The organism is Vibrio tapetis subsp. quintayensis (assembly GCF_030409945.1).
GTDB classification, from domain to species: domain Bacteria; phylum Pseudomonadota; class Gammaproteobacteria; order Enterobacterales; family Vibrionaceae; genus Vibrio; species Vibrio quintayensis.
Window position 1 is genome coordinate 79600 of sequence record NZ_JAUFQV010000039.1, and the last position, 14188, is coordinate 93787.

Annotated in this window: 14 protein-coding genes; 7 read left to right on the forward strand and 7 right to left on the reverse strand. The window is 45.3% G+C overall.

Annotated elements, in window-relative coordinates:
- Nucleotides 1–3 precede the first annotated feature (3 nt).
- The gene (gene arsC / locus QWZ04_RS20440; protein ID WP_290330100.1) at nt 4–354 is read left to right on the forward strand and encodes an arsenate reductase (glutaredoxin); all 351 of its coding nucleotides are present in this window, start codon (nt 4–6) and stop codon (nt 352–354) included.
- A gap of 74 nt (nt 355–428) precedes the next feature.
- The gene (locus QWZ04_RS20445) at nt 429–857 is read left to right on the forward strand and encodes a DUF2069 domain-containing protein (RefSeq protein WP_290330101.1); all 429 of its coding nucleotides are present in this window, start codon (nt 429–431) and stop codon (nt 855–857) included.
- 124 nt (nt 858–981) lie between these two features.
- Here QWZ04_RS20445 and QWZ04_RS20450 read toward each other — a convergent pair whose 3' ends face one another.
- Nucleotides 982–2241: a DUF2066 domain-containing protein gene (locus tag QWZ04_RS20450; protein ID WP_290330102.1), complete on the reverse strand. Its 1260-nt coding sequence runs from the start codon at nt 2239–2241 to the stop codon at nt 982–984.
- Nucleotides 2242–2457: 216 nt separating this feature from the next.
- On the opposite strand from QWZ04_RS20450, the gene QWZ04_RS20455 reads away from it, so the two are divergent.
- Nucleotides 2458–3714 carry a uracil-xanthine permease family protein gene (locus QWZ04_RS20455; RefSeq protein WP_290330103.1) on the forward strand — a complete coding sequence of 419 codons (1257 nt, stop codon included), beginning with the start codon at nt 2458–2460 and terminating at the stop codon, nt 3712–3714.
- Between the two features lie 175 nt (nt 3715–3889).
- Here QWZ04_RS20455 and upp read toward each other — a convergent pair whose 3' ends face one another.
- The gene (gene upp, locus QWZ04_RS20460; protein WP_290330105.1) at nt 3890–4516 is read right to left on the reverse strand and encodes a uracil phosphoribosyltransferase; all 627 of its coding nucleotides are present in this window, start codon (nt 4514–4516) and stop codon (nt 3890–3892) included.
- A 169-nt stretch (nt 4517–4685) separates the two neighbouring features.
- Between upp and purM the strand changes: the two genes are divergently transcribed.
- Together purM and purN are read left to right on the forward strand one after the other, a co-directional pair.
- Nucleotides 4686–5726: a phosphoribosylformylglycinamidine cyclo-ligase gene (purM, locus tag QWZ04_RS20465; RefSeq protein WP_290330106.1), complete on the forward strand. Its 1041-nt coding sequence runs from the start codon at nt 4686–4688 to the stop codon at nt 5724–5726.
- 3 nt (nt 5727–5729) lie between these two features.
- Nucleotides 5730–6368, forward strand: coding sequence for a phosphoribosylglycinamide formyltransferase (gene purN / locus QWZ04_RS20470; protein WP_290330107.1), 639 nt, complete (start codon nt 5730–5732; stop codon nt 6366–6368).
- A gap of 64 nt (nt 6369–6432) precedes the next feature.
- Here purN and QWZ04_RS20475 read toward each other — a convergent pair whose 3' ends face one another.
- Together QWZ04_RS20475 and lpcA are read right to left on the reverse strand one after the other, a co-directional pair.
- Nucleotides 6433–7278 (reverse strand): class II glutamine amidotransferase, encoded by an 846-nt coding sequence (locus tag QWZ04_RS20475; protein WP_290330108.1) that lies wholly within the window; start codon nt 7276–7278, stop codon nt 6433–6435.
- A 15-nt stretch (nt 7279–7293) separates the two neighbouring features.
- Nucleotides 7294–7869, reverse strand: a complete 576-nt coding sequence (gene lpcA / locus QWZ04_RS20480; protein ID WP_290330109.1) for a D-sedoheptulose 7-phosphate isomerase — start codon at nt 7867–7869, stop codon at nt 7294–7296.
- A gap of 301 nt (nt 7870–8170) precedes the next feature.
- Between lpcA and fadE the strand changes: the two genes are divergently transcribed.
- Entirely contained in the window at nt 8171–10621 is a 2451-nt protein-coding gene (fadE, locus tag QWZ04_RS20485; RefSeq protein ID WP_290330110.1) for an acyl-CoA dehydrogenase FadE, read from the forward strand.
- A 166-nt stretch (nt 10622–10787) separates the two neighbouring features.
- Here the strand turns inward: fadE and QWZ04_RS20490 are convergent, their stop codons facing one another.
- Nucleotides 10788–12041 carry a TIGR03503 family protein gene (locus QWZ04_RS20490; protein ID WP_290330111.1) on the reverse strand — a complete coding sequence of 418 codons (1254 nt, stop codon included), beginning with the start codon at nt 12039–12041 and terminating at the stop codon, nt 10788–10790.
- 12 nt (nt 12042–12053) lie between these two features.
- Nucleotides 12054–12785, reverse strand: coding sequence for a DNA polymerase III subunit epsilon (gene dnaQ / locus QWZ04_RS20495; protein ID WP_290330112.1), 732 nt, complete (start codon nt 12783–12785; stop codon nt 12054–12056).
- Nucleotides 12786–12869: 84 nt separating this feature from the next.
- Between dnaQ and rnhA the strand changes: the two genes are divergently transcribed.
- The gene (gene rnhA, locus QWZ04_RS20500; protein WP_290330144.1) at nt 12870–13337 is read left to right on the forward strand and encodes a ribonuclease HI; all 468 of its coding nucleotides are present in this window, start codon (nt 12870–12872) and stop codon (nt 13335–13337) included.
- A gap of 72 nt (nt 13338–13409) precedes the next feature.
- Here the strand turns inward: rnhA and QWZ04_RS20505 are convergent, their stop codons facing one another.
- Nucleotides 13410–14153 carry a class I SAM-dependent methyltransferase gene (locus QWZ04_RS20505; protein ID WP_290330113.1) on the reverse strand — a complete coding sequence of 248 codons (744 nt, stop codon included), beginning with the start codon at nt 14151–14153 and terminating at the stop codon, nt 13410–13412.
- Nucleotides 14154–14188 lie beyond the last annotated feature (35 nt).

Genomic DNA, 14188 nt, shown 5'->3' on the forward strand with positions numbered 1-14188 from the left:
GTTATGTCAGTCGTCATTTACCACAACCCACGTTGTTCAAAAAGCAGAGAAACTCTGGGTTTACTGGAGGAACGTGGTATTGAACCTCAGATCGTTAAGTACTTAGATGAAAGCTTGAGTACCGCACAGCTAAAGTCTGTATTTGAATTACTTCAACTGCCTAATGTGCGTGACATGATGCGTACCAAAGAGGCGATATATAAAGAACTGCTGCTTGGCGAAGCAAACGTCACTGATGAGCAATTATTTGAAGCCATGGTCAGCCACCCTAAACTTATTGAACGCCCAATAGTGATTGCTAACGGGCAAGCTAAATTAGGCCGTCCGCCTGAGCAAGTACTCACCATTATTTAAGCAAAGTTCGGGCTAGAATGATCAGTGTTGGGTGCAATGTTCTCAATACTAAATATCTGATTAACGGAGTAATCATGTCAGAAAAGAAAACAGCTGGGTATCGCTACCTTGCGTTAACGGCGAACCTTGCTCTCATTGCATGGGTGGCATTATGGCAATCGGTCATATCTCCTCATCCAGACATCAATAGCGTAACCTTAACCATTGCTTGGTGCATCCCTTTGTTACTGCCTTTGCGCGGTATTTTAGCGGGTAAAGCGTATACCCATGCATGGGCAAACTTTGTTTTGATGCTGTATTTTTTGCACGCTTTGACTCTCATATACGTAGATGGCGGTGAGCGCCTGCTTGCGTGTATCGAGCTATTGATCACCAGCATCGCGTTTGTTGCTAATACTTTATATGCTCGTGAGAAAGGCCGCGAACAAGGCTTAAAGCTCACTCGTTTATCTGAAGTAGAAAAACAAGAAAAAGCAAAGTATGAACAAAGTGAAAACGGTTAATTGCCGAACAAAAGACTCAGTGACTGTCTTCTCGTTATGACGAAAGAGTTGACACAAAAATGGCGGCCAATTTGGCCGCCATTTTTATTGTTTATTGCTTTTATCATCACTCAATAGAAAAAGCTTATCCTAGCCACTCATAAACTAGCGTTGCTTTGTAAATGTCTTCTGCGACGTCTGTGTCTTCAGCTAACGTTTCCTCTGGGCCAACCCCTTCAGCATTATTCAATTCTGTGTTTGAATCGAATCCAGAAGCACTAGGCTCATTAGTGGCAGGGACAACCGCCACGTCAGGTTCATTGGAATCTACCAAAACGGCTTCTGCATTCGCGGTGTTTGTTTCATCTACCGGTTGGCTTTCTACTAACTCAAATTCCGGTGCCATTTCAAACTTCTGCACTTGCTTAAAGTTACTCAGCTCTCGCTCAAAGTCAGCTTGCGCTGCTAGCAAATGAACTCTAAATGTAATGCCCGTTGCATGAATCTTCATGACATCAACCGTTGCCACAGAGTTTAACCCTTTAAGCAAAGACTCTAAGTTAAAGAAATCGGAAGCATTACTCACGTCCATAAACTCAGTCAGTACATATTGAGTTGAGCTGTCAGACACTTGCACCGCACTCTTGCTAGAAAAGTAATCACTCACTTGGTCAACAACTTGCTCTAAAACTGGGCCCACCGCTCCTGAGAGCTGGCCGGTCATTGGCGACGTTTGCTCACTTACCATGGCTTCAGGCTTTTGATCATACAGAGTCCAGCGCACTGATGTACGGTTAGACAAATGCTGAATTCTCACCACTAACACGGCATCGGCTGGGTAGCGAACACTCGCGTTACTGATAGGAGCCACAAAGCCTCCCCAGAGATCAGGGGCAGAAATACCGGTCACGTCATCAAAGTCCCCCACAGGCACCGTAATTGGTAAGCCACGGGTTTGCGCTTGTTCTGTAATTTGAGTAATTGCGCTTGAACCACTTTGTTCCCAGGCTATTTGACGCTGATATCTGTCTTCTTCAACCACCCACACCAAAACGTTGGAGCGGTTGGGCGTCCAGTATGGTACGGCCGCTTGCGTTAATAGGCTCTGGATTTGTCGGGGATTAAACGCCATGACCAAGCTAGGATCACCGGCAATTGAACCCGTTCCAATTTGAGAAAGATACTGGCCACTACTGCGTAGCGCTTTGCTTATCACTTCATTGCTAGCGACAGATTTCTGCCCGGAAGCTTTCACCAACACTTGCTCCAACCCTAGAGCTTGAGCGGCCGCTTCGGCTTTATCTTGCTTTGGTAAAACAACTTCGGTTTTGAATACATCAACCTTGGTTAATGCATGGCTTGGCAGCGACAATGCGCATAGCAACAAACAAGCAATTCGATACATAAAAATTCTACACTAATGAATGAACTACAAATGATAAGCAACTCTTGGTTCATCGGCAAGCACCATCCAACGTTCAACCCCTTGTTTGTCGATCTACTAACACAGAATTGACGCGCCATTTTCGTAAATTCAATTGCATTTACTTGATCTATGTATAATTGCAAACGATTGCTAAATGTTAGTATCTTGCGAATTTTGTTTACAGGACCCAGTCACATGTCGAATATCCTTCAAGGAACGCAGATGCTATTTGTCGCTTTTGGCGCATTAGTCTTAGTTCCACTGCTTACAGGCCTAGACCCAAGCGTCGCTCTTTTTGGCGCAGGTGTCGGCACTTTATTGTTCCAAATTATTACCAAGCGCAGCGTACCCATTTTCCTTGCCTCTTCTTTTGCGTTTATTGCCCCTATCATGTTTGGTGTACAAACGTGGGGCATTGCGTCGACGATGGGTGGCTTGATGGCAGCCGGTGTTGTATATGTCATGATGGGCGCGTTGATAAAGGTTAAAGGCGTTGCCATTATCCACAAACTGCTGCCTCCCGTAGTAGTAGGGCCTGTGATCATGGTGATTGGCCTTGGTCTTGCGCCCGTTGCAGTCAATATGGCATTAGGCAAAACAGGTGACGGCGCTGTACAACTGATTGACGGTGATGCCGCAATGATCATTGCGTGTGCGTCGTTATTTACCACCATCGCCATCAGTGTTTTTGCAAAAGGTTACTTAAAGCTGCTACCAATTTTTGGCGGTATCTGCGTTGGTTATACATTGAGCTTATTTTATGGCGTGGTTGATTTCACTCCAGTAGCTCAGGCGAGTTGGCTATCCATGCCCAACTTCACTTTCCCAGAATTCAACATCAACGCTATTCTCTTTATGATCCCTGTCGCCATTGCTCCTGCTGTTGAACATGTGGGTGATATGTTGGCTATTTCCAACGTAACCGGTAAAGACTATCTGAAAAAGCCCGGCTTACATCGCACCATCGCGGGTGACGGGGTCGCAACCATTGCCGCTTCTATGCTTGGTGCGCCACCTAACACGACCTACAGTGAAGTAACAGGCGCAGTGATGCTTACCAAAGCGTTTAACCCTATCATCATGACGTGGGCTGCAGTGACTGCAATTGTCCTGGCGTTAGTTGGAAAGTTGGGTGCTTTGTTGCAAACCATACCTGTTCCAGTCATGGGCGGCATTATGATCTTGCTATTCGGTTCTATTGCAACCGTTGGTCTTAATACACTGATCAAGAATAACGTCGACCTACACAAATCACGTAACCTAGTGATTGTGGCGATTACTCTTGTATTTGGCATTGGTGGCATGGCTTTCGGTATTGGTGAGTTTAGCCTACAGGGTGTGAGCTTATGTGGCATTGTAGCTATTCTTCTGAACCTGATTTTACCTCATGAGTTGGGTGAGAATCACGTTGTTGATAATGCTCAAATGGAAGAAGATGAAATGAAGAGCTAAGTGCTAAAAGTGAAGTACTAAAAGCGAAGTACTAAAAGCGAAGTGCTAAAAGCGAAGTGCTAAAAGCGAAGTGCTAAAAGCGAAGTGCTAAAAGCGAAGTGCTAGAAAAAAGGAAAGCCAAAGTGCTTTCCTTTTTATCGTGCGTTCGACTAAGTTAATTAGCCAACATCTTCGATTACTTAGTACCGAAGATCTTATCGCCTGCATCGCCAAGACCAGGAACAATGTAGCCTTTGTCGTTCAGCTTCTCATCGATAGCGGCAGTGTACAGCTCAACGTCTGGGTGCGCTTTTTCTAATGCAGCGATACCTTCAGGAGCGGCAACAAGAACCAAAACCTTAAACATCTTACAACCTTTCTCTTTCAGAAGATCAAGTGTGGCGATCATAGAGCCACCTGTTGCAAGCATTGGATCAACAACTAACGCGATACGCTCATCAATGTTAGAAGCCAACTTATTGAAATATGGCACTGGCTCTAGTGTTTCTTCGTCACGGTATATACCAACAACACTGATACGTGCGCTCGGTACATGCTCAAGAACACCATCCATCATGCCAAGGCCTGCACGAAGAATTGGCACAACCGTTACTTTTTTACCCTTAAGTTGATCAACCTCTACCGGGCCATCCCAACCATTAATCGTAACGCGCTCTGTTTCAAAATCTGCGGTTGCTTCGTACGTTAGCAGGCTGCCAACTTCAGTAGCAAGCTCACGAAAACGCTTTGTGCTGATGTCACCTTCACGCATTAAACCAATTTTATGCTTAACTAGAGGGTGTTTCACTTCAACAACTTTCATTCCCAACTCCGACATTATTTTAAATAAACCTTCCGATTATACACATAACTAGAATGAATTTCAGAATATGTGTCACTAAAAAAAACTGACGCAAACGTTTTCCTTTTCTGGTCAACCCCTGTTAGAATAGCGCCGTTTTTCACATCCACTTAAGTTCGAGGACTATCCCGTGAGCGGTAATAATTCTTCCCTAAGCTACAAAGACGCTGGTGTTGACATCGATGCAGGTAACGCACTAGTAGACCGTATTAAAGGTGCTGTAAAACGCACTCGTCGCCCAGAAGTAATGGGTGGCATTGGTGGCTTTGGTGCCCTATGTGAACTTCCAACTAAATACAAGCAACCTGTGCTTGTTTCAGGCACTGATGGTGTTGGTACTAAACTTCGCCTAGCCTTGGATATGAAAAAACACGACACAATCGGTATCGATCTTGTGGCTATGTGTGTAAACGATCTAATCGTTCAAGGCGGCGAACCGCTATTTTTCCTAGACTACTACGCAACAGGTAAGCTTGATATCGATACAGCAGCAGATGTTGTTTCTGGTATTGCTGAAGGTTGTGTACAAGCTGGCTGTTCATTAATCGGTGGTGAAACTGCTGAAATGCCAGGTATGTACGAAGGCGAAGACTACGACGTGGCTGGTTTCTGTGTTGGTGTAGTTGAAAAAGAAGACATCATCGATGGCACAAAAGTCGCAGCAGGCGATGCCCTAATTGCTGTTGGTTCAAGTGGCCCACACTCAAATGGTTACTCTTTGGTTCGTAAGATCCTTGAAGTTTCTAACGCTGACCTGAACGAAGAATTAAATGGCCGCACAATTGGCGACCAATTACTTCAACCAACTAAGATTTACATCAAATCAGCACTTAAAATGATTGCAGAGCATGATATCCATGCTATTTCGCACATCACAGGTGGTGGTTTCTGGGAAAACATCCCTCGTGTATTACCTGAAGGCACTAAAGCCGTTGTTGATGGCAACAGCTGGGAATGGCCTGCTATCTTCTCTTGGTTACAAGAGAAAGGTAACGTGGAAACTCACGAAATGTACCGCACATTTAACTGTGGTGTTGGCCTAATCGTCGCTCTACCTAAAGCTCAAGCAGACGCTGCTGTTGAACTACTGAAAGCAGAAGGCGAGAACGCTTGGGTTATCGGTGAGATTGCTGACGCGAAAGCGGGCGAAGAACAAGTAGAGATCCGCTAAGTTATGAAAAATATCGTTGTCTTAATATCTGGAAGCGGCAGTAACCTACAAGCCATCATCGATGCTTGTAACGACGGTCAAATCTTGGGTAAAGTCAGCGCTGTTTTTTCTAATAAAGCAGACGCTTACGGATTAAAGCGTGCGGAACAAAGTGGGAGTGATACCCACTTTGTAAACCCAAAGGATTTTGCTAACCGAGTTGAATTTGATCACGCACTAATGCAACACATCGATAATTATCAACCTGATATTATTGTGCTTGCTGGCTATATGCGTATTTTGTCTGCCGAGTTCGTCGAGCACTATCAAGGCAAAATGATCAACGTTCACCCTTCCTTATTGCCTAAGTATCCGGGTCTTGATACCCATGCAAGAGCAATAGAGGCCGGCGACGCAGAACATGGCACCAGTGTTCACTTCGTTACTGAAGAACTCGATGGTGGCCCCGTCATCTTGCAGGCAAATGTGCCAATTTTCTCTGGTGACACACCAGAACTATTGCAAGACAGAGTGCAAACTCAAGAACACCAGATTTACCCACTAGTGGTCAAATGGCTCGCAGAAGAGCGTTTAACTATGACAGATGGTAAAGCTGTGTTGGATGGAAAAGTTCTAGAGCGTTCTGGTTACGCTCAAGATTAAAAAATACGATATATAAAAAAGGTCAGTGCATATGCACTGACCTTTTTTTTACAAGAGCCTTTCACTAAAGCGCTTCTGTCGGCGCTTGGCTTGCAGGCTTTGGCGCAGCAAATGCCACATCGACCAATTGTTCTGCATTACCTAAAGTGAGCTCACCACAATGAAACACGCTGTATTCACCAGGCTTCATTCGATGCCAAGATTCGTTATCAGTTAACGGTTGAGTCGCCACTACCGAAACGACGTCGTTTGGTGTCGTTTCCTGTTGAAAATCAATGGTGACGTCTTCATCAATCAAACTTGCTTTACCAAAAGGCGCACGCCGGGTTATCCAATACAAGTGATTGGTGCAATACGTAACGACATACTCCCCATCACTGAGCAGCATGTTAAACACGCCGAACTGCCTAAGCTCATCACAGCACTGTGCAATATAAGCAAACGCTTCGTTCATGTCTGTTGGTGTTTCCGGGTAGCGCTCTTCTAAGCGATGTAACAACCAGCAAAACGTGAGTTCGCTGTCTGTTTGACCTACAGGACGAAAACGCCCTGAGTTCAGTTTACCTTCGTAATCGCTTAGCTGACCATTGTGTGCAAATGTCCAATACCGGCCCCACAACTCGCGTGTGAACGGGTGAGTATTTTCAAGATTAACTTGCCCACGATTTGCCTGCCTAATATGACTCACTACCGCACAACTTTTAATTGGGTAGTTTTGTACTAACTGAGCGATCTTAGACTGACAGCTTGGATTCGGGTCTTTGAATGTACGAAAACCCTTACCTTCATAAAAAGTGATACCCCAGCCATCACGATGAGGGCCAGTGTTTCCACCTCTTTGAATCAAACCGGTAAAGCTGAAACAAATGTCCGTTGGCACATTGGCGCTCATTCCGAGCAACTCACACATAGTCCTTTATTCCTCTTACGCCATCTCTTTTTCGATCAACTGAATCACGATATGGATGATTTTAATGTGTACTTCTTGAATCCGATCAGCATAGCCAAAATGAGGTACGCGAATTTCAATATCCGCCAGCCCAGCCATTTTGCCACCGTCTTTACCCGTCAGTGCAATAGACTTCATGCCTTTGGCTTTTGCCGCTTCAATGGCTTTTAAGATATTGCCTGAATTGCCTGACGTAGACAGACCAAATAGGACATCACCTTTTGAACCAACAGCTTCCACATAACGAGAAAATACATGGTCATAGCCAAAGTCATTGCTCACACAAGAAAGGTGGCTTGGGTCTGAAATTGCGATACCTGGGTAGCCTGGGCGGTTTTCGCGGTAACGGCCCGTTAGTTCTTCAGCAAAATGCATAGAGTCACAGTGTGAACCGCCGTTACCACAAGACAGGACCTTTCCCCCTTGCTTGAACGAATCAGCGATCATCTTGGCTGCAGCTTCAATTTGGGCGATGTTTTTATCATCAGAAAGAAACGCCTGTAACACCTCAGCCGCTTCATTGAGTTCACTTCGAATTAGATCTTGGTACATAGGATATCTCTTACTGTTTTTTTTGATCTACTGAATCATTACGATTCGGCTCTTACCTGAGTTTACCTATAAATCTTAATCTGTGTCGAGATTTGGTTGTCGTTCCTTGCTCTAGTTAATAACAAACATCAATAAATGATTAAGTTAGCACCACTTTTGCTAACCGCCCCCTCACTCAGATCACTTTTTGAGCACTTTGGGGTTTTACATTTGGTTAACACTTAGACTACAATCAACCCACTGGTACGACCACTAAATATAATTACTATAAGAAAACGTCAAAACGATAAGGACTACAAAAATGGATATTTTGCTCTCTACATTCGGTATCTTGCTCGCAATAGGAATCCCCTTGTATCACCGGTCTTCTTTATTTAAATCGCTAGGGTTGATCGCCGCGGTAATGGCTGTTGGCAGTTTCTTTGGCACGATTGGCCCCATCGCTTGGGTTGCCTTTATTATTGTCGCTAGCATTGTTGCCGTGCCCGCTCTACGCCAATCACTGATCAGCGCCAAAGCACTTACCGTGTTTAAGAAAGTGCTACCGGCTATGTCAACAACAGAAAAAGAAGCACTGGATGCTGGGACAGTTTGGTGGGAAGCTGAATTATTTAGAGGCAAGCCTGACTGGCGTAAACTTGAAGAAATCAAACCTTCTGAGTTATCCGAAGAAGAGCGTGCTTTCATTGATGGTCCCGTCAACGAAGTCTGTGCCATGACCAACGATTACCAAGTTACCCATGAACTGGCAGACTTACCTCCTGAGATTTGGCAGTACTTAAAAGATCATAAGTTTTTTGCCATGATCATTAAAAAGAAATACGGCGGTCTTGAGTTTTCCGCGTATGCACAGTCTATCGTGTTACAAAAGCTGACCGGCGTTTCTGGCGTGCTCTCTTCAACGGTTGGCGTTCCTAACTCGTTAGGCCCAGGTGAACTACTGCAACATTATGGTACTACGGAACAAAAAGACCATTACCTGCCAAGATTGGCACAAGGTCTAGAGATCCCATGTTTTGCACTCACAAGTCCGGAAGCCGGTTCTGATGCAGGCTCAATTCCTGATTTTGGTATTGTGTGTAAGGGAGAGTGGCAAGGCGAAGAAGTACTTGGCATGCGACTGACTTGGAACAAACGCTACATCACACTCGCCCCTGTCGCTACCGTACTAGGGCTAGCATTTAAATTGCGCGACCCGGATGGTTTACTAGGAGATACGCAAGACCTAGGCATTACCTGTGCGCTTATCCCAACTAAAATGGAGGGAGTAGAGGTAGGAAATCGTCATTTCGCTTTGAATATTCCGTTCCAAAATGGCCCAACACGCGGTAAAGATGTGTTTGTACCGCTTGATTACATCATTGGTGGCCCAGAGATGGCAGGCCAAGGCTGGCGTATGTTGGTTGAATGCTTGAGTGTTGGCCGAGGCATTACTCTACCTTCCAACGCAACAGGCGGTATCAAAACAGCGGCGCTTGCAACTGGCGCTTACGCTCGAATCCGACGTCAATTTAAGCAGCCCATTGGCCACATGGAGGGCATTGAAGCCCCTCTTGCTCGCTTAGGTGGTAATGCTTATGTATTGGATGCCGCTGCTAAACTCACCGTTGCTGGTATCGATTTAGGTGAAAAACCGTCGGTCATTTCAGCCATTGTGAAATACCATTGTACTCACCGAGGTCAACGCAGCATCATCGACGCGATGGACATCGTCGGCGGTAAAGGCATTTGCTTAGGCCCATCGAACTTCCTTGCAAGAGCCTACCAAGGCGCACCAATTGCGGTAACCGTAGAAGGGGCAAATATTTTGACTCGTTCTATGATCATTTACGGTCAAGGTGCGATTCGCTGTCACCCATATGTACTCAGTGAAATGGAAGCGGCTCACTCCACCAGCAGCGACGCTCTAGCCAACTTCGACAAAGCCTTGTTTGGTCATGTTGGTTTCACCATGAGTAACCTTGTTCGCAGTGTATGGTTAGGCTTAACCGATGGCCGTGGCTCTGATGCACCCACCAGCGATGAAACTCGTCGTTATTACCAACAATTGAACCGCTACAGTGCCAATATGGCGTTGCTATCGGACATTTCAATGACGGTGCTCGGCGGCTCTCTTAAACGAAAAGAGCGCTTATCAGCACGGCTCGGTGATATTTTAAGTCAGCTGTATTTGAGCAGCGCAACCTTAAAACGCTTCCAAACAGAGGGAACTCAACAAGAAGATTTACCTTTGCTCAACTGGGGCTTACAAGACAGCTTATATCAAACAGAAGAAGCGATTGATCATTTCCTAACTAACTTCCCAGTCAAATGGATAGGCAGTGCGTTGCGCGTGCTGATCATGCCTTACGGACGTGTGCGTAAGCTACCGTCTGATCAACTAGACAGCAAGGTGGCACTGTTACTGCAGACCCCAAGCGAAACGCGTTCTCGCTTAGGTCAAGATCAATACCTTGAACCAACGCAATACAACCCAGCAGGTAAAATCGAGCAAGCACTCAGTGTTATTTTGGCCGCTGAACCCCTGTTCTTTAAAGTGTGCAAAGCATTAGAGCAACGCCGCCCATTTACCCAGTTAGATCAGATCGCTCAACTTGGGTTAAAAGAAGAGATTTTAACCAAAGACGAAGCCGATTTATTGATACTGGCTGAAAAACTCCGCTTAGAAACCATCAATGTCGATGAGTTCGAATTTGATGAACTCGCGGCTCAATCTAAATACCCAGCAGCCTCAATGGATGCCGTGGCCTAATAGATTTCCCCTATGTCGACTTCATGGGGGGCTTATCTCTTTGAGCTTTGAGCTTTGAGCTTTGAGCCGATTAAAACCAAAATAGCCACATTGAAAAATGTGGCTATTTTTATGGGCTCAACCTAATTGTTTATACTCATGGCTCTAACTGAGCAACGAGCCCACTCTAATCTTTAGGCGGCATCGATAACTGCATTTCAGGTATCTGCTGTCGTTTCATCTTGATTTTCCTCATCACAAACCAAACGATCAGACCAATAACAAACACCGCGATGTTGCCGATAATAAGGATCATCATGCCATTGAAGCGTTCTTCTTCTCGTTCAATCTCTCGCTGTATTTGCTCTTCTAGCAAGCGCTTTTCTTCTTGTGCTTTCTTAAAAGCTTCCATAGATTTTTCTACGTCCACCTTTTCCACAATACTGAATGACTGTTCTCTAAAGTGAAAAACAAGCTCTCGCCCTGTTGCGGCTTCTGTCGCATAGGCTGACCCGCTCCAAGTATGCTTGCCAGGTAAGCTGTTATTGGGCAGAGAAAAGTAAGCTTTCGTGCCCTCTTTTTCTGATTGACCCTGAGTGTTCATCTCTAGGCCATCAGGAGAAGTTTGCTCTACCGTTACCGCAATGGAACCTGGGGCTATCACACCCTCTTCCCCGGTTACGGTGAAGTTGTGCTCTTTATCTTCCGTACGAGCTTGCGCAAAGGCCGCCGTTAACGGAGGCGGGTAAACCAACACCACTTGCTCTATCGCACGTAGGAAAACACCATTACCAGAGGTAACACGAGCACGGTATTTACCCGGCTCAATGTCGATCGGCAACTCAACGGTAAAGTTGCCATCTCCTGCGACTTCGTCCAAGCCACGGCCATCGTCTTCAAAGGTACCCAACACTTGGGGGATGGGCCTAGCCTCTGCCGATAACGATGCTTCGTTTTCTAAATACTTGGTAAAGGTAACATTGAGATTAACGCGGTCTAAAAAGTCTCTTAGATTCAGCGGTGCGCCATTTTGTTCAAGGCGAGCGGAAAATTTAAGGCTCTCGTCCATGTATAAACGCTGAGGAAAGCTGTCGACGTTTAAGGTTAAATTGGAAATGATTTTGATGTTGTTTTTCGGGTGTACCTTGCCAATGGCCTGCCAAGGACCCCGCATTGGATCGTCAATGGAAATGATATCCATACCCGGCTCTTCGTACCAACGCACATTTTCAGGGTGTTGCCATGCGTAGTACTTAGTGCCATCAGGGCGAACCAGTACCACCGACTGTGAACGTTTTTTTCGGTAAATAACAAATGAAGCTTGGGATATGGTTGAATCAATTCTAAAGCGATTATCCAATAATGATTGAGTCGTTTCCGTTTCTGCTCGGCTTACGCAGCTTAATAATACAACACACAAACAAAGCAAAATCCGTAACATATATTCTCCCAATTAACGCCAAAGGCAAGCGCCACTTTTTTCAACCAAGTCTAAACGCTCATTGTGCGCAGTTATTTCATCGGCCGATGCGCGTAAAACTTTAAGTGCCTTTCTGCCACTGGCTACACGGATAATTTCTTCACTGCCATCGCTATTTTCACCGCTGTTGAATTTCAGGTCGGTTTGACCACCTGTCATCAACAAGTAGACGTCCGCTAGAATCTCGGCATCGAGCAACGCTCCGTGCAAAGTACGGTGTGAGTTATCAATACCGTAACGGTCACACAAAATATCGAGGTTATTACGCTTGCCTGGGAAGATTTTCTTCGCCATGTCCAAGGTATCAGTCACTTTACAGTATTGCTCGGTCTTCCCTATTTTTGGGTCGAGCATACTGAATTCGTGGTCCATAAATCCAACATCAAAGGGCGCATTGTGAGCAACTAATTCAGCGCCATCAATGAACTCTAAAAACTCTTTATGTACGTCTCGATACTCAGGCTTATCCACCAAGAATTCATCGGTAATACCGTGAACCAGTACCGCTTCAGACTGGATAGGTCGATCCGCTTTAACGTACACATGGAAGTGACGTCCCGTAAGCTTACGGTTAATGATCTCTACCGCACCAATTTCAATGATGCGATGCCCCATGTAATGAGGGCCAGACTCGGTATTCATACCGGTGGTTTCGGTATCGAGTACAATGATGCGATGTTGCTGGGGATTGCTACTGGTATTCATAATGATTTATGTGTCAGACTAAGTTAATGAATGTACAGTGTTGCTGAATGTACAGTTGACCGAATTCGTTAATAGTATCAAATGATGACCAAACAAGTAGAAATTTTCACAGACGGATCGTGCCTAGGTAATCCAGGTCCTGGTGGCTATGGAATCGTGCTCCGTTATAAACAAACCGAAAAACAACTCGCGAAAGGCTTCACTCTCACCACCAATAACCGCATGGAAATGATGGCAGCGGTGATAGCACTGAGAACCCTCAAAGAACCTTGCGACGTCATATTAACCACCGATAGCCAATATGTTCGCCAAGGCATTACGCAATGGATCCATAATTGGAAAAAACGCGACTGGCAAACGTCAGCAAAAAAGCCCGTTAAAAATTCCGACCTATGGCAAGCGCTCGACAAAGAAGCCGAACGGCACAATGTTGATTGGCGATGGGTAAAAGGCCACGCAGGTCATCGAGAAAATGAAATTTGCGATGATATAGCCAGAGCCGCTGCAGAAGCTCCCACTGAAGAAGACGTGGGCTACGAGACGAGTAACTAAAAAGGCTAAAGGCTAAAGGCTAAAGGCTAAGTATGATATGAACGCGTAAAAGTATGTTTATCGCTCAGCCAATTAGTCCATATGTGTGCCGTTGGTTTTAATTCGATAGTTAGCACTAAGTGGCGACAAGCTGCGTTTTAATCGCCAATGTGGTTTGATTGGTTTAAGTGGGTAAGTACGTTTACGTGCAACGATAAAATACTGAGTCCCAAATGACGTTAAGCATTGGCCTACGCCGTTTTCAATCCAAGTCCACATTGGTCGATAGCGTTTAAACGGAAACAGAGCGTAGCAATCGGAGTGCACCACTTCATAATTAAGTAGGCCAAGCCAATCTTTCACTCGGCTAGGCGTATACATCCGACCACTCCACGGCAAATCATTTTTTCGCCATGGTAAAATACTGGAGGCACCGGTCCAACTGATCGGATTAAACCCAGTCAGAATTAAGTAGCCATCATCAACCATAACCCGGTCAACTTCTCTTAATAACCGATGCGGGTCATTGCAGTAGTCCAACTGATGCGCCAGTAAAATGGTATCAAAGCTCTTCTCTGAAAACGGTAAATCGTAAGCGTCTGCAATGACATTATGCAGTGGGTTAGTCATATCCACTTGTACTTGATGCTGTATATTGCAGTTGCAAGTGGTAATCTCACAACTGAGCCCACCCAGTTTGAGCATATGGTAACCAAAAAATTTTGGGCACCATTCATCCAAGCGCATCTGAATAGATTCAGATACCCATTGACCATTTCTCATTTGTTGCCAAGAATAGGGTTGTTTAAGTTTTCGAGAGGTGCGCGCTGGCTTCATTGATTTTTTCCGCCTCAATACCTGGTGAACGGAGA

Excerpts from the sequence above, each read along its gene's own strand:
- fadE (WP_290330110.1), top strand. The coding sequence starts at position 8,171 with ATGGATATTTTGCTCTCTACATTCGGTATCTTGCTCGCAATAGGAATC.
- QWZ04_RS20475 (WP_290330108.1), bottom strand. The coding sequence starts at position 7,278 with ATGTGTGAGTTGCTCGGAATGAGCGCCAATGTGCCAACGGACATTTGT.
- purN (WP_290330107.1), top strand. The coding sequence starts at position 5,730 with ATGAAAAATATCGTTGTCTTAATATCTGGAAGCGGCAGTAACCTACAA.
- arsC (WP_290330100.1), top strand. The coding sequence starts at position 4 with ATGTCAGTCGTCATTTACCACAACCCACGTTGTTCAAAAAGCAGAGAA.
- QWZ04_RS20490 (WP_290330111.1), bottom strand. The coding sequence starts at position 12,041 with ATGTTACGGATTTTGCTTTGTTTGTGTGTTGTATTATTAAGCTGCGTA.
- QWZ04_RS20505 (WP_290330113.1), bottom strand. The coding sequence starts at position 14,153 with ATGAAGCCAGCGCGCACCTCTCGAAAACTTAAACAACCCTATTCTTGG.
- dnaQ (WP_290330112.1), bottom strand. The coding sequence starts at position 12,785 with ATGAATACCAGTAGCAATCCCCAGCAACATCGCATCATTGTACTCGAT.
- QWZ04_RS20445 (WP_290330101.1), top strand. The coding sequence starts at position 429 with ATGTCAGAAAAGAAAACAGCTGGGTATCGCTACCTTGCGTTAACGGCG.
- upp (WP_290330105.1), bottom strand. The coding sequence starts at position 4,516 with ATGAAAGTTGTTGAAGTGAAACACCCTCTAGTTAAGCATAAAATTGGT.
- lpcA (WP_290330109.1), bottom strand. The coding sequence starts at position 7,869 with ATGTACCAAGATCTAATTCGAAGTGAACTCAATGAAGCGGCTGAGGTG.
- QWZ04_RS20450 (WP_290330102.1), bottom strand. The coding sequence starts at position 2,241 with ATGTATCGAATTGCTTGTTTGTTGCTATGCGCATTGTCGCTGCCAAGC.
- QWZ04_RS20455 (WP_290330103.1), top strand. The coding sequence starts at position 2,458 with ATGTCGAATATCCTTCAAGGAACGCAGATGCTATTTGTCGCTTTTGGC.
- rnhA (WP_290330144.1), top strand. The coding sequence starts at position 12,870 with ATGACCAAACAAGTAGAAATTTTCACAGACGGATCGTGCCTAGGTAAT.